The 21,697-nt window shown below is 57.7% G+C and carries 21 protein-coding genes; 10 read left to right on the top strand and 11 right to left on the bottom strand.

Features of this window, described 5'->3' with window-relative positions; genetic code table 11:
* Entirely contained in the window at positions 1-2,274 is a 2,274-nt protein-coding gene (locus IEX44_RS19150) for an AsmA family protein (RefSeq protein ID WP_188697998.1), read from the bottom strand.
* A gap of 164 nt (positions 2,275-2,438) precedes the next feature.
* Here IEX44_RS19150 and IEX44_RS19145 point away from each other — a divergent pair, with 164 nt between their 5' ends.
* From IEX44_RS19145 to rlmD, 3 genes are all read left to right on the top strand, one after another.
* Positions 2,439-2,846, top strand: a complete 408-nt coding sequence (locus IEX44_RS19145) for an acyl-CoA thioesterase (protein ID WP_188697995.1) — start codon at positions 2,439-2,441, stop codon at positions 2,844-2,846.
* A 5-nt stretch (positions 2,847-2,851) separates the two neighbouring features.
* Positions 2,852-3,331, top strand: coding sequence for an LEA/WHy family protein (locus IEX44_RS19140; protein WP_188697992.1), 480 nt, complete (start codon positions 2,852-2,854; stop codon positions 3,329-3,331).
* A gap of 140 nt (positions 3,332-3,471) precedes the next feature.
* Positions 3,472-4,773: a 23S rRNA (uracil(1939)-C(5))-methyltransferase RlmD gene (gene rlmD, locus IEX44_RS19135; protein WP_188697989.1), complete on the top strand. Its 1,302-nt coding sequence runs from the start codon at positions 3,472-3,474 to the stop codon at positions 4,771-4,773.
* Positions 4,774-4,853: 80 nt separating this feature from the next.
* On the opposite strand, the gene IEX44_RS19130 is transcribed toward rlmD, so the two are convergent.
* The 6 genes from IEX44_RS19130 to IEX44_RS19105 all read right to left on the bottom strand — a co-directional run bounded on the left by IEX44_RS19130 (position 4,854) and on the right by IEX44_RS19105 (position 10,053).
* Positions 4,854-5,075 (bottom strand): hypothetical protein, encoded by a 222-nt coding sequence (locus tag IEX44_RS19130; RefSeq protein ID WP_188697986.1) that lies wholly within the window; start codon positions 5,073-5,075, stop codon positions 4,854-4,856.
* A gap of 55 nt (positions 5,076-5,130) precedes the next feature.
* Positions 5,131-5,568 (bottom strand): hypothetical protein, encoded by a 438-nt coding sequence (locus IEX44_RS19125; RefSeq protein ID WP_188697983.1) that lies wholly within the window; start codon positions 5,566-5,568, stop codon positions 5,131-5,133.
* Positions 5,569-5,667: 99 nt separating this feature from the next.
* On the bottom strand, positions 5,668-5,874 hold the full coding sequence (locus IEX44_RS19120; protein ID WP_188697980.1) for a hypothetical protein: 207 nt from the start codon (positions 5,872-5,874) through the stop codon (positions 5,668-5,670).
* A gap of 133 nt (positions 5,875-6,007) precedes the next feature.
* Complete coding sequence (locus tag IEX44_RS19115) at positions 6,008-8,011, bottom strand: UvrD-helicase domain-containing protein (protein ID WP_188697976.1); 2,004 nt, start codon at positions 8,009-8,011, stop codon at positions 6,008-6,010.
* Between the two features lie 94 nt (positions 8,012-8,105).
* Positions 8,106-8,810 carry a histidine utilization transcriptional repressor HutC gene (gene hutC, locus IEX44_RS19110; protein ID WP_188697974.1) on the bottom strand — a complete coding sequence of 235 codons (705 nt, stop codon included), beginning with the start codon at positions 8,808-8,810 and terminating at the stop codon, positions 8,106-8,108.
* Between the two features lie 58 nt (positions 8,811-8,868).
* The gene (locus IEX44_RS19105; protein WP_188697971.1) at positions 8,869-10,053 is read right to left on the bottom strand and encodes a GGDEF domain-containing protein; all 1,185 of its coding nucleotides are present in this window, start codon (positions 10,051-10,053) and stop codon (positions 8,869-8,871) included.
* A 388-nt stretch (positions 10,054-10,441) separates the two neighbouring features.
* Here IEX44_RS19105 and xdhA point away from each other — a divergent pair, with 388 nt between their 5' ends.
* From xdhA to IEX44_RS19080, 5 genes are all read left to right on the top strand, one after another.
* Positions 10,442-11,905: a xanthine dehydrogenase small subunit gene (gene xdhA / locus IEX44_RS19100; protein ID WP_188697968.1), complete on the top strand. Its 1,464-nt coding sequence runs from the start codon at positions 10,442-10,444 to the stop codon at positions 11,903-11,905.
* Positions 11,902-14,250 carry a xanthine dehydrogenase molybdopterin binding subunit gene (gene xdhB, locus IEX44_RS19095; protein WP_188697966.1) on the top strand — a complete coding sequence of 783 codons (2,349 nt, stop codon included), beginning with the start codon at positions 11,902-11,904 and terminating at the stop codon, positions 14,248-14,250. Before xdhA ends, xdhB begins: the two co-directional genes overlap by 4 nt.
* Positions 14,247-15,284 (top strand): xanthine dehydrogenase accessory protein XdhC, encoded by a 1,038-nt coding sequence (gene xdhC, locus IEX44_RS19090; RefSeq protein ID WP_188697963.1) that lies wholly within the window; start codon positions 14,247-14,249, stop codon positions 15,282-15,284. The genes xdhB and xdhC overlap by 4 nt, the downstream gene beginning before the upstream one ends.
* A gap of 66 nt (positions 15,285-15,350) precedes the next feature.
* Positions 15,351-16,661: a guanine deaminase gene (gene guaD / locus IEX44_RS19085; RefSeq protein WP_188697961.1), complete on the top strand. Its 1,311-nt coding sequence runs from the start codon at positions 15,351-15,353 to the stop codon at positions 16,659-16,661.
* Complete coding sequence (locus IEX44_RS19080; protein ID WP_229679336.1) at positions 16,658-17,041, top strand: 2OG-Fe(II) oxygenase; 384 nt, start codon at positions 16,658-16,660, stop codon at positions 17,039-17,041. The genes guaD and IEX44_RS19080 overlap by 4 nt, the downstream gene beginning before the upstream one ends.
* A gap of 5 nt (positions 17,042-17,046) precedes the next feature.
* On the opposite strand, the gene IEX44_RS19075 is transcribed toward IEX44_RS19080, so the two are convergent.
* Positions 17,047-17,565 (bottom strand): GFA family protein, encoded by a 519-nt coding sequence (locus IEX44_RS19075; RefSeq protein WP_188697959.1) that lies wholly within the window; start codon positions 17,563-17,565, stop codon positions 17,047-17,049.
* Between the two features lie 138 nt (positions 17,566-17,703).
* Here IEX44_RS19075 and IEX44_RS19070 point away from each other — a divergent pair, with 138 nt between their 5' ends.
* Positions 17,704-18,090, top strand: a complete 387-nt coding sequence (locus tag IEX44_RS19070; RefSeq protein WP_188697958.1) for an MAPEG family protein — start codon at positions 17,704-17,706, stop codon at positions 18,088-18,090.
* 9 nt (positions 18,091-18,099) lie between these two features.
* Here IEX44_RS19070 and IEX44_RS19065 read toward each other — a convergent pair whose 3' ends face one another.
* Positions 18,100-19,290 carry a urate hydroxylase PuuD gene (locus tag IEX44_RS19065; protein WP_188697957.1) on the bottom strand — a complete coding sequence of 397 codons (1,191 nt, stop codon included), beginning with the start codon at positions 19,288-19,290 and terminating at the stop codon, positions 18,100-18,102.
* A 6-nt stretch (positions 19,291-19,296) separates the two neighbouring features.
* Positions 19,297-19,650, bottom strand: coding sequence for a hydroxyisourate hydrolase (uraH, locus tag IEX44_RS19060; RefSeq protein ID WP_188697956.1), 354 nt, complete (start codon positions 19,648-19,650; stop codon positions 19,297-19,299).
* Positions 19,651-19,874: 224 nt separating this feature from the next.
* Between uraH and uraD the strand changes: the two genes are divergently transcribed.
* Positions 19,875-20,396 carry a 2-oxo-4-hydroxy-4-carboxy-5-ureidoimidazoline decarboxylase gene (gene uraD, locus IEX44_RS19055; protein ID WP_188697955.1) on the top strand — a complete coding sequence of 174 codons (522 nt, stop codon included), beginning with the start codon at positions 19,875-19,877 and terminating at the stop codon, positions 20,394-20,396.
* A gap of 5 nt (positions 20,397-20,401) precedes the next feature.
* Here the strand turns inward: uraD and IEX44_RS19050 are convergent, their stop codons facing one another.
* Positions 20,402-21,367, bottom strand: coding sequence for a LysR substrate-binding domain-containing protein (locus tag IEX44_RS19050; RefSeq protein ID WP_188697954.1), 966 nt, complete (start codon positions 21,365-21,367; stop codon positions 20,402-20,404).
* Positions 21,368-21,697 lie beyond the last annotated feature (330 nt).

Here is a 21,697-nt window from a genome sequence, read left to right as displayed (position 1 = left end):
TTATTTCTTTTTGAGTGGCGTGGGCGTGGGCGCGGTGGCGGCGGGCTTGCCTTTCTGCTTCTGAGCCGCTTTCGCGGCTGCGGCCCTGGCTGCGGCGGCTTTTTCTGCGGCCGCCTTCTGGCGGGCAATAAATTGCTCTTTCACGCTGGCATAGTCGACATGATAGTCCGGTGAGGCCAGCGGACCGGACAACGTAATGGGCAGCGTCAGCCCCGCCAGGCTGGCCAGTTCTGGTAGACGCGAACTGGTGGAGGCCTGCATTTGATAGTCGATATACCCCTGACCCAGGTTAATGGCGCCGCTACCAGTCAGTTTGACCACACCCGTGCCAACGGCCAGATCGTTATTGCGTGCTACACCGTCTTTGATCTGCAGGCTGGCCTGCAATTGCGTGAAACGGGTACGCGCATCGCTGTCTGACGGTTGGGTGACTTCGGTACCCAGGAGCGCCAGTTGCTTGCTGGTATTGCGAAGCAGTGCTTCCACATCAATGCCGCGGATGGCCCCTTCTTTCAGCTGCAAATGGGCGCTACCGTTCGTGGTGCGACGCAAGTCTTCCAGTGAAGTACCCTTGGCGGAAATATCCAGGTCAACCTGACCACGCCCTTCAAAGCGGCTGGTGTCCAGCACATCAACCAGCAAGGTATTGATATTGGTGTCGCTCAGGCGCTGGCGGGCATGGAACAGCGGGATATCACCCGTCGTATCGATCTGCATGTTGCCCGAAAGGTGGCCTTCGTACAGCGTGGCTTGCAGCGGGTCCATTGTCAGCTTGCGATCACGGGCACTGAAGTTCATGGCGATGTCATCGACATGCAGGTTCTTGACGACCAGTTCGCCAATCCGTACCTGACCTTGTGCACGGGCATGCTGCAGCCAGGTGAAATCAATGTCCTTGCTTTGATCAACCTGGCGTGCGCCTTCGCTGACCACGGGCAGGTACGGGGTCAGGTCAAGCCGGCTGATATTGAAATCGAATTGATATTCCGGCTGTACAAAATCGTTCACACCCAGGCTCATCGACACCGGCTCGTGGTCCAGCTGCCCATGACTGGCCAGATGCAAAAATTCAGAACGCAAATCCAGTGTGCTGGTGCCGGTCAGTTGCAGCCCGATCTCGCCGCGCGGCAGGGCGGCGTTGCTATAGCTACCAGTCAGTTTGTAGGCGGGAAGAGAGAACCGCGCGCCACCCTGCATTTCCAGCGGGCTGACAAACTGGGCGGTGAATTTCTGGCCAGGGCTGTCGACGGCCACATCAATGCTTGCATTGTCTGCACGTAACAAACCACCTTGCAGGCCAGCTAGTCGCGGTACCTTCATGCTGGCTAAAAGATGATTGCCAGGGCTTTTCATGTCGACTTGAAGCTTGAGCTTGTCCAGCGACAATACATTGCGTGCGACCCCGATCTCCGGCAGATCAAGCTCGCCTGTCCAGTGCTGGTCTGCACGCTTGCCGGAAGCCGACACGTGCAGATCCCCGCCATTGAGCCGCAGCGGCTGCCAACCGTAGACCAGGTTACCAGCGACGCTGACTTCAGCATCAGAGATCCGTAATGCCGGTGCGCTTTCGCCCTGTTGCATCAGATTCAGCTTGAGGTCCGCCACCAGCAGGCGCCGCTCTTGCGCGTGGTAACGCATGGCAGCGGTGCCCTTGATGCGACCACGCCATTGCATGGCTTGCGAAGGCCCGATCTGCAAGTCACCTTCAAGGGATAATTCGCCGTTTTTCGGATCACCCAGCTTATCCATGTGCCATTGCAAGCGGGCAAGGCGGAAGTACTCATTAAGACCGTTGTCACGATAGACCAGATCGCCATCGTTAAAGGCCACCCGATCGATATCGAAATGGATACCGGCGCCGGTATCGCGCTTTTGCAGCAGATCATCAAAGTTGTAGGTGCCATCCGGCTGACGCTCGATACGGACTTGTGGATGATCCAGATCAAGCCGGTGTACGACGACGGAGCGCGAACGCACAAGTGGCCACATCGAGAGTTCAACCCGCACGTGGTCGGCCTGGGCAAAAATCTGGTCCGGGTGGCGTGGTTCACTCAGGGTGACCTTGTCCAGCAGCAGTGCCGGGCGTGGCAAAATCACAAGACGCGTCCGCCCCTGCACAGAAAGTGCACGCTGGGTATCATGCGACATTTGTGCTGCCAGGGCCGCCTGGGCGAAGTCTGCCTGGACGAACCAGGGGACAATGCCAATCACGGCAATCAATGCCGCAATCAGCAAAAGCACTAGTCGGAAAGGTCGGGAGTGACGCAGGTCCATCTGGAGCGATGCTGGTTTTTGTGTAAGTATGGGTTGCCGATGGTCTTGGGATTATCCCTAACAGGCCAGGATTAAGCAAAGAGCAGATGCTCTATGGATTGGTTCCCGCGCTCAGATGTGCTGACGTTCACATCCAACACATAACAATTTTGTCCGGAGTTGCAATGCCGTTTCGTACCGAGATCAAGGTCCGTGGGTATCACCTCGACCTGTATGGCCACGTGAACAACGCGCGATACCTTGAGTTTCTGGAAGAAGCACGGTGGGCAATGATGGAGTCTCACGGCGATCTGGAATGGTTCATGCAGCGCCAGTATGCGCTGGTCGTCAGCCGCATTGATATCCGCTACAAGCGCCCGGCCAGCATGGGTGATCTGCTGGTCGTTGAAACCCGCTCAGGTCCGATGGGTGAGCGCCACGTGATTGTGGAACAGCGCATTGTCCGCGCAGATAACGGCAAGGTCGTGGCGGAGGCAGATGTCACCGTCGCGGTGATTCATGCGGATGTGCAAGGCGCACTGCCCATGGAAGGCGATATCGCTGAACGCTTCAAATTGTTGGCCGGGGAGTGACCAACATGCGCCGTGTGATCTCCGTTGTGCTGGCGCTGTTGATGTTCACGCTGGCCGGTTGCAGCGGTTTGCCCATGAGCTGGGAAAAACCGCGGATTTCCCTGGCGGGTTTCACGCTCAAAGATGCCACGTTCTTCCAGCAGCGCTTTGTATTGGCTCTGACGGTGCAAAACCCCAACAATATCTCTGTCGCTGTGTCGGGTCTTGACGCGCGTTTGTCGGTCAATGGCATTGAAATGGCGCAGGGGGTTTCCAACGAACAAGTCACCATTCCGGCGCTGGGTGAAGTGACGCTCCATATCGAAGTGGTGAGCAATATTGCGCAACTGGTCAAACAACTGCGCGCACTCAAGGGCGATGAGGCACCGACCTACAAGCTGACCGGGCGGATTTATCTGCCGGTGAAGCCCGATGGCATTGCATTCAGCAAGTCTGGCGATATGCCCCCGCGTGACGACTGGTTGCCCAAAAACCTGCGCTTCTGAGGCGCAGGGACGGACACCGAAAAAAAACCGGCGCTGCGGCGCCGGTTTTTTTATACGCGCGGCAGGGCATGTTCTGTAAAGACAAGGCGGCCGGTCACGGTATAATCGTCTGTTTTGTCAGGCTGTTTCCAGATACCACCATGCCGCAAGCCCGAATTGAATCGCTGGACCACGAAGGTCACGGTGTTGCCCGTGTTGAAGGCAAGACCATTTTTGTCGATGGCGCGTTGCCGTTTGAGACCGTCACCTACAACACGTATCGCAAAAAGCCTAACTTCGAAAACGCGCAGGCGATGCAGATTCACACTGAAAGCTTTATGCGCACCAGGCCCAAGTGCCCGCACTTTGGAGTGTGTGGTGGCTGTTCCTTGCAGCATATGGAGTTCACCGCACAGGTCGCGGCCAAGCAACGCGTGCTGGAAGATAATCTCGAACGCATCGGCAACGTGAAGACCGAAACCCTCTTGCCGGCCATTTACGGCCCGCAGTGGGGGTACCGCCATCGCGCGCGACTCTCTGTGCGTGACGTCGCCAAAAAAGGTGGCGTGCTGGTCGGCTTTCACGAAAAGCGCTCGTCTTTCATTGCGGACATGACCGAATGCCATGTGCTGCCCAAGTTCATCTCGGATCAGCTGGTGCCGCTGCGTGAACTGGTTGGCAAGCTTTCTATCTTTAACCGGATGCCGCAGATTGAACTGGCCATCGGCGAGAACGTGACCGTTTTCGTGTTCCGCAATATGGATGCGATCACCGAGGCTGACGAAGCCCACTTCAAAGCCTACGCCGATCAATGGAATGTCCAGATCTGGCTGCAACCCAAGGGCCCGGATACCGCGTACCCGCTGTACCCTAAAGACGCTCCCGCGCTGACTTACGAGCTGCCAGAGTACGGCATCACCATGCCATTCAAGCCGACCGAGTTCACCCAGGTCAACCACGCGGTCAACCGCGTGATGGTGGATCGCGCCATGCGTTTGCTTGACCCGCAACCCGGTGAAGTCATCGCCGACATGTTCTGTGGTCTTGGCAATTTCACGCTGCCGATCGCCCGCCGTGGTGCCAAAGTGCTGGGCATGGAAGGCCTGCAACAATTGGTCGATCGCGCCTTTGAAGGCGCTCGTTTCAACAAGCTGGAACACCTGACCGATTTCAAGGTGGCCAATCTGTTTGAAATGACCGAAGAATGGCTGGATAAACTCGGTCATTTCGACAAAATGTTGATCGACCCGCCGCGCGATGGCGCCATGGAGCTGGTTAAATCCATCAGCGCCGAGCACGGCCCCAAGCGCATTGTGTATGTGTCCTGTAGCCCGTCTACCCTGGCGCGTGATGCCAACGTGCTGGTCAACGTGAAGGGCTACAAGCTCAAATCCGCTGGCGTGGTGAACATGTTCCCGCATACGGGGCATGTGGAGTCGATGGCGCTGTTTGAGAAGGATTAAGGGCCCCGCAGTCCCTATTTGAAGTCAGTATCAAAAAATGCCCCGTTGCGAAAGAAACGGGGCATTTTTTGCATGGAACTTCAAAACCAGCCAAGCCATTTTCCTGCGCCGAGCGCAGCCAGAAACAGCCCGAGTGCGACACACACACCGGGCTTGTGAAGAAAGTTGGGCAGTTTCTCTTTTCTCGCTGGCGGCATGTTCTTGACGGCTACCGCGTAATAAAAGAAAAATGCCGCGCCAATGAACCACCCAATGATGTCATACCAGACACCGAACGCCTGACTACCTAACGTTTGCCCCATTTCCCTTCCTGTTTTTGATCAATCGGGTATCGGGTTTGCAACACCCATGCGGCAGCTATCCAACCTGTTGCGCCGCAGGTGTTTTCCAGAAAAACAGCTGGTAAATGAGCGCCCCACACATGGCAACGGCGAAAACGGACATTCGCAGCAGGTCAAAGAGTCTGTAATCCGTATTTGCTGGATGAACTGCGTGTCCGGTAGAGATCACGGCATAAAAAGCGACACCAAATAGGGCGACAAGGCACAGTGTCAGAAACCGTAATAGAAACTGGACTATATCCCGTCCAAACAGGATGGCCAGAGCGCCCGTGTGCTCCCTGGCAGACTTTTTGATGATGAATATCAGGGTATTTGCAGGGATCAAAAAAAAGGTCAGGAATAGCAAAAGCGAAATCAGCGGAGGCACTCGCAATGTGATGTCTGGCCCAGGCAAAGAGAACACCATGAAGAGCGCCGCAAAGAGATAAAAGCCGGTGAGAGATTTCTTGTTCATTTCGAGTGTCTGCACTGCATTCATGTTTGTGAGGATGTGCGGCAGGGATATAAAAAAACCGGCAATAGCCGGTTTTTTTATATCCCTTGTCGCCAAGGTTCAAACGTAGGTATCAATCGCCCGCCCGATCGTGCTGATACCACTACCCACGGCAGAAACGCCGCTGCCAATCGCCGACACCGCCGTGCCCACCACCGTGGCGGCAGCGCCGACGGTTTCTGCGACTGCCCGCACAGGCAGTGAACCTACGCTCGTCACAAGACTGGGTGCGTAGGCGACAAGGGCGCTGGAAACAATAGAGTTCATGGGCGGGTCCGCTGACGGCTTCAAATAGGCTGCATCTATGCTTTTAATGTAACAGCTAAGTAGCGCTTTTACAGCTTTGTATCTGAATCAACACTTATGCTGTTGCGATATTCTTGCACATTTGCCGGTGGTTTTACATGCTGCCCAGCTTGTTCATCAATCCGGCTAGCGTGGCGCGGCCTTCGGTTTTGGTGACCTGATTCTGGCCTTTGTCGGGCGCCAATCGGCCAATAACGCGGATTTCATCTGGCGGTAGTTCGCGCAAAAAGCGTGATGGTTCCACGATCTGCCACTCACCCGCACGGCGGCGTTTACCGCAATAACTGATCGTCAGTGAGCGCTGCGCACGGGTGATGCCCACGTACATCAAGCGGCGTTCTTCCTCCACCATGCCGGACTCAATGGAGTTGGCGTGCGGCAAGATGTCTTCCTCGCAGCCAATCAAGAACACATGCGGGTATTCCAGACCCTTGGACGCATGCAGCGTAGACATGCGTACGGCATCGACTTCTTCTTCGTTACGGCCTTCCAGCATGGTGATCAGGGCAATGGTCTGTGTCACCTCAATGAGGTTCTTGCCCTTGTCTTCGCCGTGTTTTTTGACCCAGCCAACAAAGTCCTGCACGTTCTTCCACTTCGCCTCGGCAGGTTTGGGGTCATCACTGTCGTAAAGCCAGGTTTCGTAATCAATAGACTGTAAGAGCTCTGCCAATACCGAGCCAGCGTCTTCGCGCGCGGCGCGCGGCTGCATGCGGTTGATGAAGTCGCAGAAGGTGTGCAGCGGCTCGTATTGCTGCGGCTGTACCTGATGAACAAAGCCTTCCTCAAATGCCGCCGTGAATAACGAGATCTGGCGCTGGTTGGCGTAGGCGCCCAAGCGTTCCAGCGTGACATTGCCGACGCCGCGTTTGGGCGTGGTAATGGCGCGGATGAACGCCGGATCATCGTCCTCGTTGGCAATCAGGCGCAGGTAAGACAAGACATCCTTGATTTCGGCGCGATCAAAAAATGACTGGCCGCCCGCCATGACGTAGGGAATGCGGTGTTCACGCAGTTGCGTTTCGATAATCCGCGCCTGGTGGTTGCCGCGGTACAGCACGGCGTAGTCACTGAACTTGGTGTTGTTCAGAAACTTGTGGTTGAGCATGTTCATGGCAACCATCTCAGCCTCGGCTTCTTCGCTCTTGGCCTCGATCACCTGAATGGGGTCGCCAATCCCCAGATCAGACCAGAGTGTTTTCTCAAATAGCTTGGGGTTGTTGCTGATCACGGCGTTGGCACACTTCAGAATGCGTGCGACAGAACGGTAGTTTTGCTCCAGCTTGATCAGTTCCAGACTCGGAAAGTCCGTCTTGAGCAGCGCCAGGTTTTCTACATTGGCACCTCGCCAGGCATAAATCGACTGGTCGTCATCGCCCACCGCAGTAAATTTGCCGGCGGCCCCCGTCAACTGCTTGAGCAGCTCGTATTGGGTGTTGTTGGTGTCCTGGTATTCATCAATCAACAGATAACGCAGGCGCTGTTGCCACTTGGCGCAGACCTCTGCTTCCTGGGCAAACAAGTCCACCGGCAAGCGGATCAGGTCATCAAAGTCCACGGCCTGGTAGGCTTGCAAGGTGTCTTGATACTGGCGGTAGACCTTGGCCAGATGCAACTCGCCCTCAGAATCTGCGCCCAGCAAGGCTTTATCTGGCGATACCCGGTCTGCTTTGAGCATCGAAATGCGCGAGACCGTGGTGCGGATCAGTTGTTTGTCGGTGGTGGTGAGAATGTCAGAAATGATTTTCCACTGATCGCCACTATCCAGGATCGAGAACTGGGGTTTGTAGCCCAGATGCTTTGCTTCTTCCCGCAAGATCCGCATGCCCAGCGAGTGAAACGTGCTCACCGTCAGCCCGCGTAGTTTGTCCGGCGGCAACAAGGTGGCGACGCGTTCGTTCATTTCGCGCGCGGCTTTGTTGGTAAACGTGATGGCGGCGATATTGCGCGCGTCCATCTGCGCGGCGGTAATCAGGTAGGCGATTTTTTGCGTAATCACCCGCGTCTTGCCCGATCCCGCGCCCGCCAGCACAAGGCAGGGGCCGTCCAGGTATTTCACTGCGGCGCGTTGCGGCGGGTTCAGGTGGTCAAGATTCATGGGCTTTGATAATCAGGGTATTGCGGGCGGAGTGAGGCATTTTACCGGGGTTGCCCAAGACGGTCGCGGCGATCTGGTAAATGGTGTTGCTGCGCTAGAAAGAACCAGAGAACTGAAACCGTGCACCGGGGTGCCACAGGGTGACATCGGTAGCGATTTGCTCATGCGCCCAGGTGCGCCGCTGCAAGACAAGACACGGATCACCCGCTGGCATGCGCAGGTGCTGGCGGATGACGGCATCGGGCAGGCGCGCGGTGATGACGTATTCGGCGCGTTGCAGCGGCGCCTCCCGCGTCATGTAGTCACTGGGCGTGAGATGCTCGAAATCTTGCTCCAGATAACGCGGGTACAGGTGCGGGTTGACGTAGCGATCTTCGACCTGGATGGGCTCGTTGTTCTCGAAATGCACCATACAGGAGTGGTAGGCGTAGTCTGTGGCAGCGAGGCCCAAGGCGGTCAGGGCGGTCACGTCTGTGGTACGTTCCAGCAGCAAAACCTGGCTGGTGTGGATGTCGCCGCGGCTTTCAATCTCTGCTGCAATGCTACGGATTTCGATCAGAGTTGATTGGTAACGTTTGGGGTTCACAAACGTGCCCGCGCCCTGCACGCGATGAAGCACATGGTCTGCGGTCAGTTCACGCAATGCCCGGTGCACGGTCATGCGGGAAACGCCAAATTGCCTGACCAGATCATGCTCGGAAGGGATCACGCTGCCGGCGGGCCAGGTACCGGTTTCGATCTGCCGCCGCACGTAGTCCTTGATGCGGGCATAGGCAGGCGCGGGGCGTTGGACAGGCATGGCAGACTCAGACGGGGTGACGCCGCAATATAGCATGCGGTTGTCTAGACAGGCCGGCTTAGTGCGCGTGCTCGGGCGGAGACGTTGGAGACATGGGTTGCGAGATCACAATACAGTTGCGGCCGGCGTCTTTGGCTTGATACAGCGCGGTGTCTGCCCGCAGGGTGAGTTCTTGCAGACTTTCTTCCGCCGACCAGTGTGCCAGTCCGCCACTCATGGTGTAAGCCGTCAGATTGTCGCCAATGCGGACCGTGTTGGCCTCAACCAGCGCGCGCAGGCGCTCGGAGATCGAGCGGGCTTCGGCGGGGCTGGCCCCATAAAGCAACAGACCGAACTCTTCACCGCCTAGTCGGCCCAGGCAGTCTGCCGCGCGCAAAGCGCTGTGCATGATCAGGGTGAAATCACGCAGGACTTCATCACCCACGGCATGCCCGAAGCGATCATTAATGGATTTGAAGTGATCAATGTCCAGCAACAACAAAGAGACCGGTCGCCCGGTGCGCGCTGCCGTCGCCATCTGGCGTGTTGCTTGCTCAATAAACGCCTTGCGTGAGAGCGCATTGGTCAGAAAATCCCGGCTGGCGACTTCTTCAGATGCCGTCAGAATGGCGTCGTGCGCCATGACGACCGCGCCCATGGTCAGCCCCGGGATCACCACAGCCCCCAGTGCCAGGAAAGTCAAATTAAGGGCGGAGCTATCGTTGAACCAGTATTTCAACTCCGGGTGCTGCAGGTAGAGTATGCCGCGCACCAGATAGCCAAACGCCAGCAATACCGCGAACCCCCCGGTGAAGTCATGTCCGTGGGTGGCGCGGGTTTTAGGATGATGACGCAGAATGGTGTAGCCGATCAGCGCATCCAGCGTGCCGTGGTAAATGGAAGTCAGCACCACCCGCAGATGGAGGTAGTCGACATAAAAGCGCAGGAAGCCCAGGATGATCATGTAAACAACGAGACTGATCAACAATGGGCGAACGGGCACACTCAACTGCAAGAAGCGGCGGCAACCCGCATAAAAACCGCAGATCGCTGCGCCCAGCAGTGCGTTGCCCAGAATGATGGGAATAACAGGCATACCGAGCGGTGTGGCCAGGTAGCAACCCAGTGCAGCCAGCTCCAGGACGTTAGCCCACAACCATTCACGGACGCCGGGCAGGCCGCTGCGACGCAGCGACAGCAGCACCAGCAGCATCATGAAATTGAGCAATGCCGTTACAGCGATCAGAAAGGCGGGGCTCGTCATGCTTTGTTCCGGCTTTAGCTGCCGGCCTGATTGGTCAACGTATATTTTATGTAATGGTTATGCATGCGTCATTGTGGCAACGGCGGATTGACGCGTGTGCAAAAATCGTCCTGTTGGCACCGACGTGTGTCGTGCAATGAACAAAACGGCGAGCGCTTTCGCGGCGGACCAATGCGCAGGTCACGCCCCGGTCAGGCCGCCCGCGCTGTGATTTCCCGCATCGATCCAGGCCTGGTCCGATGCCGATACTCTCGTCGGGAATGCCATGCCCAGTCGGGACATGGTCGCAACCGAATAACGGTTATACGCCCAGGCGGGGCAGCCATTGTGTTGTGAAGTGATAGATTGAAATCATCCTTTCCCTCAACCAAAGGGCGGAGCCCGTTTCATGAGCACTCGCGCCATCCAGTTCTGGTATCGCGGCCAGATCCACAAAGTGGACAACGCCACGCCCACACGTACAGTGCTGCAGCACCTGCGGGAGGACATGCATTGCTCAGGCACCAAAGAGGGATGTGCAGAGGGTGATTGCGGCGCCTGCACCGTCGTGCTGGGTGAAACGGTGGATGGCGAATTGCGGTTGCGTGCGGTGAACAGTTGCATTCAGTTCTTGCCAACCCTGGATGGTAAAGCGCTGTTTACCGTCGAAGACGTCGGTACACCCGCGCATATGCATCCGGTGCAACAAGCCATGGTGACGTGTCATGGTTCGCAATGCGGGTTCTGCACGCCTGGTTTTGTGATGAGCCTGTGGGCCATGTATCAGAACGCACCGACCTGTCCGGGGCGTGAGGCTGTCATTGATGCGATTTCTGGCAATTTGTGTCGATGCACCGGATACCGTCCGATTCTGGAGGCGGCCACAGCGGCCTACGCGCTGCCGCGCAAAGCGCTCGACACCACGCCTGTGCTGGCGGCATTGGCCCGGCTGGCGCTGCTGCCCCCCTTGCACTATCAATCGCACGGGTATCACTTTTTTGCCCCACGTCGCCTGAGTGAGCTCCTGCTGATCCGCGCGGAACACCCGCAAGCCCGGTTGCTGGCTGGATCAACCGATGTCGGTTTGTGGGTAACCAAACAATTGCGTGACCTGGGCGACGTGATTTATCTCGGGCAGATTCCCGAACTCAAGCGCATCGAAACCGTCGATAAAGGACTGGAGATTGGCGCCGGTGTGGCGTTGGCCGATGCCTTCACTGCATTGATCCAGCAGGAGCCGCAATGGCTGGAACTGGCGCGGCGCTTTGCCTCCGTGCCGGTACGTAACGCGGGTACGCTGGGCGGCAATATTGTGAATGGCTCGCCGATCGGCGACAGCATGCCGGCGCTGATGGTGCTGGGTGCCCGGCTGGTGTTGTGGGGCGGAGACTACCGCCGGGAGATGCCGATCGAGGCGTTTTATCTGGGGTATCAACAGAATGCGCTGGCACCCGGCGAGATACTCGAAAAAATCTGCGTCCCCGATGCCCCGTCACGTGGACGGTTGTTCCGCACATGGAAAGTCTCCAAACGCTTCGAGCAGGATATCTCTGCTGTATGTGGTGCCTTCATGCTGCAAGTTGATCTGCATGGGCAAATCATGGATGCCCGCATTGCGTTTGGCGGGATGGCCGCCACGCCCAAGCGAGCGCCCAATGCCGAGATGGCGCTGATTGGCCAGCGCTGGAACATCGACACTGCCGAAGCGGCCGTCCTTGCGCTGGCTGATGACTATCAGCCTCTGAGCGATCTACGCGCCAGCGCGGACTACCGTAAAGAGGTTGCCGCTAATCTGTTGCGGCGTTTCTGGCTGGAAACCGGTGCTGGTGTGGCAATGACCCGGATTGGCCAGATTCATGAGGTTAGCGCATGAACATCCAGCGCGATCCCGGCCCGCCTGTGGCCACCCAACAAAGCGTGGGTAAATCATTGCCGCATGAGAGCGCTGCGCTTCATGTCACCGGCACGGCCACTTACACCGATGATCTGCCAGAACTGACCGGCACATTGCACGCCGCGCTGGGCCTCTCAACCATTGCCCATGGCCGGGTAATCCGGATGGAACTGGATGCGGTGCGGGCGTATCCAGGCGTGCAGGCAGTCATCATGGCCAGTGATATTCCTGGGGCCAATAATTGCGGTGTGGTCGTTCATGATGAGCCTATCCTGGCGGATCACGATATCCAGTTTTATGGTCAGCCGCTGTTTGCGGTTGCGGCGCGCTCGCACGATATTGCCCGCCGCGCGGCGCGGCTGGCGAAGATTGAATATGAGTCGCTGCCCGCCATTCTGGACATGGATGAAGCCATCGCCGCGCAATCCTGGGTACTGCCGCCCGCTGATATGGCACGTGGTGACGTGACCAACGCGCTGGCCACGGCAACCCACCGGCTGACAGGGTCTGCCAAAGTGGGCGGCCAGGAGCATTTTTATCTGGAAGGGCAGGTGGCGTTTGCCGTGCCCAGGCCCGATGACACCCTGCACGTCTATTGTTCGACTCAGCATCCGACGGAGATGCAGCACCTGGTGGCACATGCATTGGGCTGGCGTTCGCATCAGGTGAGCGTGGAGTGCCGGCGACTGGGTGGCGGCTTTGGCGGCAAAGAGTCGCAATCGGGCCAGTGGGCTTGTCTGGCGGCGCTCCTGGCCTGGCAGACGGGGCATCCGGTCAAACTGCGGCTGGATCGGGATGATGACATCTCCATCACCGGCAAGCGCCATCCTTTCCTGTGCCACTGGGAGGCGGGTTTTGAAGATGACGGCATGCTGTTGGGCGTCAAAATTGAACTGGCCTCCAACTGCGGGTTCTCGGCGGATTTGTCAGGCCCCGTGAACGATCGTGCCTTGTGTCACCTGGATAACGCGTATTACCTGGACGCAGTGGCCATCCGTAGTCTGCGTTGCAAAACGAACACCGTCTCTGCCACGGCATTCAGAGGTTTCGGTGGTCCTCAGGGCATGTTCATGATTGAAAGCATCATGGACGATGTGGCTCGCCACCTTGGGCTTGACCCGGTCGTGGTCCGTCAGCGCAATCTCTATGGCCCGAGCACGGGGAGCGAGCGCAACCTGACCCACTACGGCATGAAAGTGGAAGACAACATTCTGCCGCAGTTGCTCGCGCAATTGATTGAATCCAGTGATTACCACGCGCGACGCAAAGCCATTACGACGTTCAACACCAATAGCCCGGTTATTAAACGCGGGCTGGCGCTGACGCCGGTGAAGTTTGGTATCTCATTCAATGCCACGCTGTTCAATCAAGCCGGCGCCGTCGTCATGGTGTATGCCGATGGCACCGTCCTGGTGACGCACGGCGGGACCGAAATGGGACAGGGGCTGTACACCAAAATCCGCCAGATCGTGGCAGAAGTGTTCGGGTTGCCGCCGACAGATATCCGTTTTACCGCGACAGATACATCCCGTGTGCCCAACACCTCGGCCACTGCTGCATCAAGTGGCACGGATATCAATGGTCAAGCGGTCTATGCTGCCGCCGTGACCGTTCGTGGCCGCCTTGCGGCGTTGGTGGCACAAATGTGCAATTGCCAGGCGGATGAAGTCCGCTTTGCTGATGGCTGCGTTTACGCGCCCGGGTTCTCAGAAGACTTTGCCGATATCGCCCGCCGTGCCTATGCCGCGCGCGTCCAGTTGTGGAGCGATGGCTATTACCGGACCCCAAAAATTCATTGGGATGCCGCCACCCGTACGGGGCGGCCGTTTTATTACTTTGCTTATGGTGCGGCAGTGAGCGAAGTGGCGATAGATACGCTGACCGGTGAAATGAAGCTACTGCGCGCGGATATCCTGCACGATGTGGGACGCTCCATTAATCCGGCGCTGGATACCGGCCAGATCGAGGGGGGCTTCATTCAGGGCATGGGCTGGCTGACGTCTGAGGAGTTATGTTGGCAACAGGCGGGCGCGCATCGCGGGAGGCTGAATAGTCATGCGCCCTCCACTTATAAGATCCCTACGGGTTTCGATGTCCCGGACGTCTTTAACGTCGCCTTGTACGACGGCGAGAACGTGGAGGAATCCATCTATCGTTCCAAAGCCGTCGGTGAGCCGCCACTGATGCTGGCGTTGTCTGTTTTCTTTGCTGTGCGTGATGCCATCGCCGCCGGGTGTGGCTCGGGCAGCCGGCCACCATTGATTGCGCCTGCCACGCCGGAGAGCATCTTGCGCGCCCTGAAACAAGGGCGGGAGGCCGCATGAGCCACTGGATGCAGCAACTTGCGCAGCGATTGGCCGAGGGAAAGGATCAGGTGCTGGTGACGGTGGCCCGCGCCGAGGGCTCTACCCCGCGTGATGCCGGCACGGTGATGCTGGTTGGGGTGGACGACACGCATGACACCATTGGCGGTGGTCATCTGGAATGGGAAGCCATTGCCATGGCGCGTGTGTTGCTGGCGGGTGGCTCGCCACAAGCGTTGCTGCGGTTTAGCCTGGGCGCGAAACTGGGTCAGTGCTGCGGCGGTGTGGTCTGGCTGGTGCTGGAACGCATCCTCGTTGCTGACGCCCCGGCGTGGCAACAACGGGCACTGGCGCTGCGTGAGGGTCTTGTCGTCACGCGGCAGTTACAAAGCCCCAGTCACGGTTCAGATTGGCAATGCGCGCCCGCTGCCGGGCACGTTGCCACCACACAACTGGAGGGCGATCTCAAAATGTGGTCGCTGACGCAAACCTGGCTGCCATTCCCTTTCACCGTGATGTTGGTCGGCGCCGGGCATGTGGGTGCCGCGCTGGTTCATGTGCTGGCACCATTGGGCATCAAACTGTTCTGGATTGATGAGCGGGAAGACCTGTTTGGCGACCAGAGTGCCTGGCCGGATAATGTGCAGTGCATGGCGACTGACACGCCTGAGTCCGAGATCGCCGCAGCCGCGCCCGGCAGTTGTTTTCTGCTGATGACGCATAACCACTCGCTGGATTTTGAGCTGTGCCAGGCCATCCTCAAGCGCGATGACTTTGATTACTTTGGCATGATTGGTTCGCATAGCAAACGCGCCACCTTCGAACACCGCCTGCGGGATCGCGGCGTGTCGCCGGAACGTTTCAAAGACATGATCTGTCCGATCGGTGTGTCCGGCATTACCGCCAAAGAACCCGCCGCCATTGCCATCGCCGTGGCTGCGCAACTGTTGCAAGTCCGGGAGCGGCGGCAGGTGCTGGGCCGCCGGCTGGCGCACACTTCTAACGATCACTCACTGGTCGATCCGCCCTCGAGCCTTTCCCCAGAGCGCCTCTGAGCATGTCCAGCCATCTTGCGGCCTGGATTGCGCCCACTGTGACTTGAATCCATTTATCATATCTATATGGCATCTCCCGCTCATTTCATCGTCCGTGGCAGCATCCTGCATTTCTTGCAGGACCCCGCGCAGTACCCGGATGCGGAGGCATTCGAGTATCTGGATGATGGCTATCTCTGGCTGGCAGACGGCTTTGTGCAAGGCACGGGGCACTGGCAGCAACTGGGGGATATTCCGGCCGCTGCGCGGGACCATGCCACCTGGGCGGATCACAGCGGCCACCTGATTCTGCCTGGCCTGATCGATACCCATATGCATTACGTTCAGGCTGGCATGATCGGCTCTTTTGGCTGCCGCCTGCTGGACTGGCTGAACGATTACACCTTCCCCGCCGAAGCCGCGTTTGCAGATCCGGAGGTCGCCCGGGTAACGGCAAAATTTGTGATTGATCGCCTGCTGGCTCACGGCACTACCACGGCGTCTGTGTTTGGTAGTGTGCATCCGCAATCCGTTGATGCTTTTATGGCCGAAGCAGATCGCCGTGGTCTGCGCATGCTCTGCGGCAAGGCCATGATGGATAGATACTGCCCGCCCGAAGTGCGTGACACCGCAGAGCAATCCGGTCGTGACAGTGCTGACCTGATCAGCCGGTGGCACGGGAAGGGTCGGTTGCGCTATACCGTCACGCCGCGTTTTGCACCCACGTCGACGCCAGAACAGCTCACCATTGCCGGTGAGTTGTATCGTTCAAAGCCGGATTTGCATGTGCAGTCGCATCTGGCGGAAAACGACAAAGAAGTCGCTTGGGTGGCCGAGTTGTTCCCGCAACAGCGTGATTATCTCGACGTCTACGAGCACTTCGGCCTGACCGGCCCGCGCACTATCTATGGCCACTGTATTCATCTGACCGGGCGTGAACAGGCCGCCATGGCAGCAACCGGGACGGCTGCCGCATTCTGTCCGACGTCCAACCTGTTTCTGGGTAGTGGCATGTTCGACTACCAAAGTGTCGCTGGCGCTGGGGTGCGCGTCGGGTTGGCGACGGATGTCGGCGGCGGTACGTCTTTGAGCATGATCCGCACGCTGGCAGAGGCCTACAAAGTGTCGCAGGCGCGGCATCATCCGCTTTCGCCCATGCGTGGCTGGTATCTGGCAACACTGGGTGGCGCGCGGGCGCTGTATCTGGATCAATTCATCGGTAATTTCGCCTCGGGGCGGGAGGGGGACTTTATCGTCCTCAAGCTGGATGCCACACCAGAACTGGCTTTCCGGATGGAACGTGCCCACACCCTGGCCGAACGTTTGTTTGCGATGACCACGCTGGGCGATGAGCGCTGCGTAGTAGCGACCTACATCTTGGGACAACGCGCGCATTGAGCTTCGCTACAACGCGTACCGCGCGCTGGCGTGGTTATCTGTCCACTGCGTTTCGCTGGCAGCGCGGCCGCCAGGGTTCTGGCTATGACAAGATGTTGTTGTTCACAGCGCGCTGGCCCATTCCGTTTGATAGCTACCTGATCCGCTATCCGGACGGCGCGTATATTCCGCCACATACCGATCCTGTTCAGGACGGGCGCCATTACCGCTTGAACATCATTCTCAAGTCACCCCAGGCTGGCGGCGAGTTCGTATGTGCCACGCCGATTTACGCGACGCGCCGCATCAAGTTGTTTCGCCCGGACGCTTGCGAGCACAGTGTTACGCGCGTCGAGGGTGGCAGTCGCTATGTATTGTCTGTGGGCTGGATTCGCAAATAACCCGCTCAGTCACCACGTTCGGCCTCGCCTGATGGTGGCGATACGCCGCCCACGCGCTCGTGGAATTCGGCAATCGACTCTCTGGAATAACGCTGGAACTTCTGGTCTTGTTGTTTGAAGTTCACGTCTACCCAGCCCGGTTTGAACTCCAGCATCATGTGCACGGTTTCTGGCGTTTTGGGTAATGGCGTATCAATGGCGGAAGCAAACGGGTGGATCAGCTCAGGCCATTCCGCGTCATACACCCACAGCGCTGTGCCGCATTCGCCGCAAAAATGACGTTCACCGCTGCTGATATGGGCGTGCGCGTCTTCCGGATTTTTCACGCGGGCGTGGTACATCCGGATGTGTTCGCGCCCATGAATATTGAGTGTATCGGCCAGCGCGCCCAGGTTAATGGCATAGCCGCCACCCCCTTGGGTTTTGCGGCAAATACTGCAATAACACCGTTGATAGGGTAAGGGGTGAGGGCATTCGACAGTAAAACTGACCGCGCCACACTGGCAGGAACCTTCAAGCAACATGGTGCATTCCTTTTCAGGATGCGGCAGGCGCCGCGCTAAAGTGCAGTATGGCGCGTCGATCCATGTTTTGCGGCCCGGCGCAACGATGGTTGCCCTGCCAGAGATGTCTGACGGTGCGCCAATGAACAAGGAACTCACATGAATCTGGAATTGCAGTGGCTCGTCTGGAGTATCGCGTTGGGGCTCGTTCACCTGATGGCCTATGCCTGCGTGATCCTCAAAACAGAGGGCGTGATGTGGACTGCCGGCCCGCGTGACGAAGGTCAGCCGCAATACGGGCTTGCCGGACGGTTGGCGCGTGCGCAGCGTAACTATATGGAAACCTGGCCATTCTTTGCGGTAGCCGTTTTGCTGGCGCATGTGATGGCGCGGGAGTCTGCGCAGACCGCATTGGGGTGCCAGCTTTATTTCTGGTCCCGCGTGATCTATCTGCCGTTGTATGCCTTTGGCGTGCGCTGGGTACGTTCGCTGGCGTGGGTCGTTTCGATGTTGGGGCTGGTCATGATTCTGGGCGCACTGTTTTGATCTGGACGATTATTTCGCCCCATCCTTAAACCACCGGCCAATTTGCACACGTTCGTCATCGGTCATGCCAGTTAAATTGCCAAGCGGCATGGCTCTCATCTGAACGACTTGTTGATAGATTTTGGGTGCATTGGCCAGTACCGCTTCGTCAGTATCAAATTTGATGCCGTTGGGTGCCGCAGGCATTTTGGTCGGTTTCTCTGAATGACAGGCCAGGCAACGGTTGGTGATGATCGGGCGGATGTCGCCCAGCGTCGTGGTATGCGGCACTTGAGCGGCGGCTTGTGGCGCGCTGGGGGCGTGGGCCACAAACACGATCATGAGCAAAACCAGCCCGGCTGCCGGGTATTGCCACTTATATATCCCTTTGTGCCGCAGATTGAAGAAATGCCGGGTTAACGCTGCGGCCAGCAAAATCACCGCCAGAGTGAGGCCGGCTTGTGGGCCGCTATATATAAAAGCGTAGTGATTGCTCAGCATGCAAAAGATGACCGGCAACACCAGATAGTTGTTATGGACACTGCGCTGCTTGCCGCGTTTGCCATGGATCGGTTCCGGCGTCTGGCCGGCGCGCATGGCCGCCACCATTTTCTTCTGGCCAGGAATAATCCAGAAAAACACGTTGGCGCTCATTGTCGTAGCGATCATCGCGCCGACGTGCAAAAAAGCGGCGCGACCCGATAACAGATGGCACAGCACCAACCCCACGATGACCACAAAGCCGTAGTAGATCGCGCCAAACAACAAGGGGCTACGATTGAACAACAAACGGCACAACCCGTCGTACACCAGCCAGCCGATGACCAGCGTGGCGATCCCCGTCATGACTGCCGCACCGGGTGTCTGGATCACGCTGCCGGCATCGATCATGTAAACCGCGGCTTGCGAGTAATACAGTACGCCCATCAAAAAAAAGCCCGAGAGCCAGGTGGAATAAGATTCCCACTTGAACCAGTGCAATTCATCGGGCAGTTTTTTCGGTGCCAGCAGATATTTCTGCGGGTTGTAAAAGCCGCCGCCATGGACGGCCCACAATTCGCCACCCACCCCTTTCTCGATGAGCGCAGGGTCAACCGGTGGCTTGAGGCTGTTATCCAGCCAGATGAAATAAAAAGAAGACCCCACCCAGGCAATGGCAAAGATCACGTGCATCCAGCGCAGCAGCAAAGAGGCGCATTCGATCAGGTAACTGGCATCCATTGGCGCCTAGCTCCCCCGGTAGGTGGAGTAACTCCACGGCGAGACCAACAGCGGTACGTGGTAGCTCTCCGCCGGATTGGCAATGCCAAAGCGCAGGACTACAACATCCAGAAACGGTGGGTCAGGCAAGGATACCTGCCGGTGCCGGAAATAGGCGGCAACATCAAACTGCAGTTCATACACGCCGGCGGTGAGCAGATCTCCGCTTAGCAGTGGCTGATCAAGGCGGCCATCTGTGTTGGTGTGACCCTCAAACACGCTTTGCGGGCCGGCGGATGTGATGCGCAATAATCGCAAGCGCATGCCACCCGCAGGCTGCCCGTGTGCTGTATCCAGAACATGAACCGAGAGCTTGCCCATATGCCTGCCAGATTGTGGGAAGACGTAGTCGATTATAGAAGCCACATGGGCCGGTGCCCGACAGGCTGTGCGGCATAACGACTATGCCGTACCCCAGATAGCTGTGGGAGCCACGGCCGGGCGCGTTCATATGGCCAGGCGCAAGAGCTATATAAAGCACATCGCCTTGTTGTCGGGGCTGGCCGGCACATACAGTTGAAGCACCCCGCACACCCGGAGTTTGTATGGCAGTCATTTACTCACTGACAGCGTTATCTGCCATGTCGCAGTCAGACTTTGTGGCCGCATTGGGGGATTTATACGAACACTCACCCTGGGTGGCCCAAGGCGCATGGTCAGCGCGGCCATTTGCAACCACGGATGCCCTTTTGGCAGCGATGAGTTATTGCATGCGTTCGGCCGGTGTAGATCAACAACTGGCACTGATCCGCGCCCATCCGGAACTGGCCGGTCGGGCTGCAGTGCGAGGTGAGCTAACGCAAGACTCCAGATCAGAACAAACCGGCGCCGGACTGGATCAGTGCTCGCCGCAAGAGTTTGCGCAGATCCAGTTGCTCAATACGGCGTGGCAGCAGAAATTTGGTTTTCCGTTCGTGATCGCTGTACGCGGACTTGACCGTACGGCCATCATTTCCCGCATGCAGGAACGACTGACGCACGATGCACCGACAGAACAGGCAGAGGCACTGAACCAGATTGACCGCATTGCAGCTTTGCGTCTGGCTCAGCGCCTTTCCGGTGAATAGATGAATTACGCGGCCAATTGCTTTGCCCGCGCCTCAAGCATGGTGGCGCCATAGTTGCGCGCCACGGTGGCAACCTGCTCACGGAACCAGCGGCACTCGTCGCCATGGTGACTACGGTCGTGCCACAACATATAGAACTGCATGCGGGGGAATTCGATGGGGGCTTGCGACATGGCCAGCGGCATGTGATTACAGAAGTATTCTGCGAACATGCGTGGCCCGGAGAAAATCATCTCCGTTTGCATTAATAGATAAGGCACCAGATTGAAGTAAGGCACGTAGGCGACCACGTTGCGCTTGAGCCGTTCACGCGCAAGGTGCAGATCAATCACCCCCCGTTGACCCACCGAATACGGGTTGGGCACCAGATGCTCGGCTTCGGCATATTCGGCGATGGTGAGCTTGCGGCCTGCCAGTGGGTGGCCCTCTCGCATCAGACAAACCACTTCATCTTCAAACAAAGGCAGCATGCGCAGGTGTTCTGGCGGTTGGGGCCAGTTGCCAATAACCGCATCCAGATCGCCGTTCTCCAGAGCGCGCACATAATCGTAATCCTGCCCCAGTGAATGGAAGGCCACTTGCGATTGCGGTGCCAGCTTGCGCAAGCGGGCCACGATTTCACCAATGAGCGTGGCGTTCAGATAATCCGGCGTCGCAATATTAAAGATGCGGCGGGAGAGCGCTGCATCAAAATTCACCTGCTGCATGGCAATCGTCTCGATCTGCTGCAGGGCTATCTTCACCGGCTCCAGTAATGCTTTGCCCCGCTCGGTCGGCGTCATGCCATTGCGGCTACGCACCAGTAACTGATCACCCAGCATGTCGCGCAGGCGCCGCAAGGCAGTGCTCACCGCGGGCTGGGATTGATTAAGCCGGCGTGCAGCATTTGACACGCTGCACTCGGTCAGCAATGCGTGCAGTACACGCAGCAAATGCACGTCGATAGATTCCCACGAATATTGCCCGGCCATGACTGGCTCCTCGCCCGTTGGATGAATCTTGTAAAAGCAAACGCCGTTCCAGCCAGGACATCAGGTCATCAGTCGTGGCTGATCATGTGCATTCAGATAGATATATAGCGCCAGGGCGGCTAGAGAGATGTGCCAATGTGGTGCAAGCCATCGGCCAGAGGGCGCTAAAAGGGTGTAAACACGGGGGTTAAAAGCGGGAAAATCTGTCCGGACATTTTTCTGTCACAAAAGATTGCTTTTGAATCAGGGATTTGATGCAGAAGAAGAGGAAATATTGCAGGAAGGTGTTGACGGGTGTGGGGATGGTCCGTATAGTTCGGTTTCTCCGCT

The sequence above is a fragment of the Silvimonas amylolytica genome (genome assembly GCF_014645555.1).
GTDB lineage: Bacteria > Pseudomonadota > Gammaproteobacteria > Burkholderiales > Chitinibacteraceae > Silvimonas > Silvimonas amylolytica.
The sequence above is the reverse complement of the archived record's forward strand: the minus strand, read 5'-3'. Positions and strand labels throughout refer to the sequence as shown.

Excerpts from the sequence above, each read along its gene's own strand:
- IEX44_RS19150 (WP_188697998.1), bottom strand. The coding sequence starts at position 2,274 with ATGGACCTGCGTCACTCCCGACCTTTCCGACTAGTGCTTTTGCTGATT.
- IEX44_RS19145 (WP_188697995.1), top strand. The coding sequence starts at position 2,439 with ATGCCGTTTCGTACCGAGATCAAGGTCCGTGGGTATCACCTCGACCTG.
- IEX44_RS19140 (WP_188697992.1), top strand. The coding sequence starts at position 2,852 with ATGCGCCGTGTGATCTCCGTTGTGCTGGCGCTGTTGATGTTCACGCTG.
- rlmD (WP_188697989.1), top strand. The coding sequence starts at position 3,472 with ATGCCGCAAGCCCGAATTGAATCGCTGGACCACGAAGGTCACGGTGTT.
- IEX44_RS19130 (WP_188697986.1), bottom strand. The coding sequence starts at position 5,075 with ATGGGGCAAACGTTAGGTAGTCAGGCGTTCGGTGTCTGGTATGACATC.
- IEX44_RS19125 (WP_188697983.1), bottom strand. The coding sequence starts at position 5,568 with ATGAACAAGAAATCTCTCACCGGCTTTTATCTCTTTGCGGCGCTCTTC.
- IEX44_RS19120 (WP_188697980.1), bottom strand. The coding sequence starts at position 5,874 with ATGAACTCTATTGTTTCCAGCGCCCTTGTCGCCTACGCACCCAGTCTT.
- IEX44_RS19115 (WP_188697976.1), bottom strand. The coding sequence starts at position 8,011 with ATGAATCTTGACCACCTGAACCCGCCGCAACGCGCCGCAGTGAAATAC.
- hutC (WP_188697974.1), bottom strand. The coding sequence starts at position 8,810 with ATGCCTGTCCAACGCCCCGCGCCTGCCTATGCCCGCATCAAGGACTAC.
- IEX44_RS19105 (WP_188697971.1), bottom strand. The coding sequence starts at position 10,053 with ATGACGAGCCCCGCCTTTCTGATCGCTGTAACGGCATTGCTCAATTTC.
- xdhA (WP_188697968.1), top strand. The coding sequence starts at position 10,442 with ATGAGCACTCGCGCCATCCAGTTCTGGTATCGCGGCCAGATCCACAAA.
- xdhB (WP_188697966.1), top strand. The coding sequence starts at position 11,902 with ATGAACATCCAGCGCGATCCCGGCCCGCCTGTGGCCACCCAACAAAGC.
- xdhC (WP_188697963.1), top strand. The coding sequence starts at position 14,247 with ATGAGCCACTGGATGCAGCAACTTGCGCAGCGATTGGCCGAGGGAAAG.
- guaD (WP_188697961.1), top strand. The coding sequence starts at position 15,351 with ATGGCATCTCCCGCTCATTTCATCGTCCGTGGCAGCATCCTGCATTTC.
- IEX44_RS19075 (WP_188697959.1), bottom strand. The coding sequence starts at position 17,565 with ATGTTGCTTGAAGGTTCCTGCCAGTGTGGCGCGGTCAGTTTTACTGTC.
- IEX44_RS19070 (WP_188697958.1), top strand. The coding sequence starts at position 17,704 with ATGAATCTGGAATTGCAGTGGCTCGTCTGGAGTATCGCGTTGGGGCTC.
- IEX44_RS19065 (WP_188697957.1), bottom strand. The coding sequence starts at position 19,290 with ATGGATGCCAGTTACCTGATCGAATGCGCCTCTTTGCTGCTGCGCTGG.
- uraH (WP_188697956.1), bottom strand. The coding sequence starts at position 19,650 with ATGGGCAAGCTCTCGGTTCATGTTCTGGATACAGCACACGGGCAGCCT.
- uraD (WP_188697955.1), top strand. The coding sequence starts at position 19,875 with ATGGCAGTCATTTACTCACTGACAGCGTTATCTGCCATGTCGCAGTCA.
- IEX44_RS19050 (WP_188697954.1), bottom strand. The coding sequence starts at position 21,367 with ATGGCCGGGCAATATTCGTGGGAATCTATCGACGTGCATTTGCTGCGT.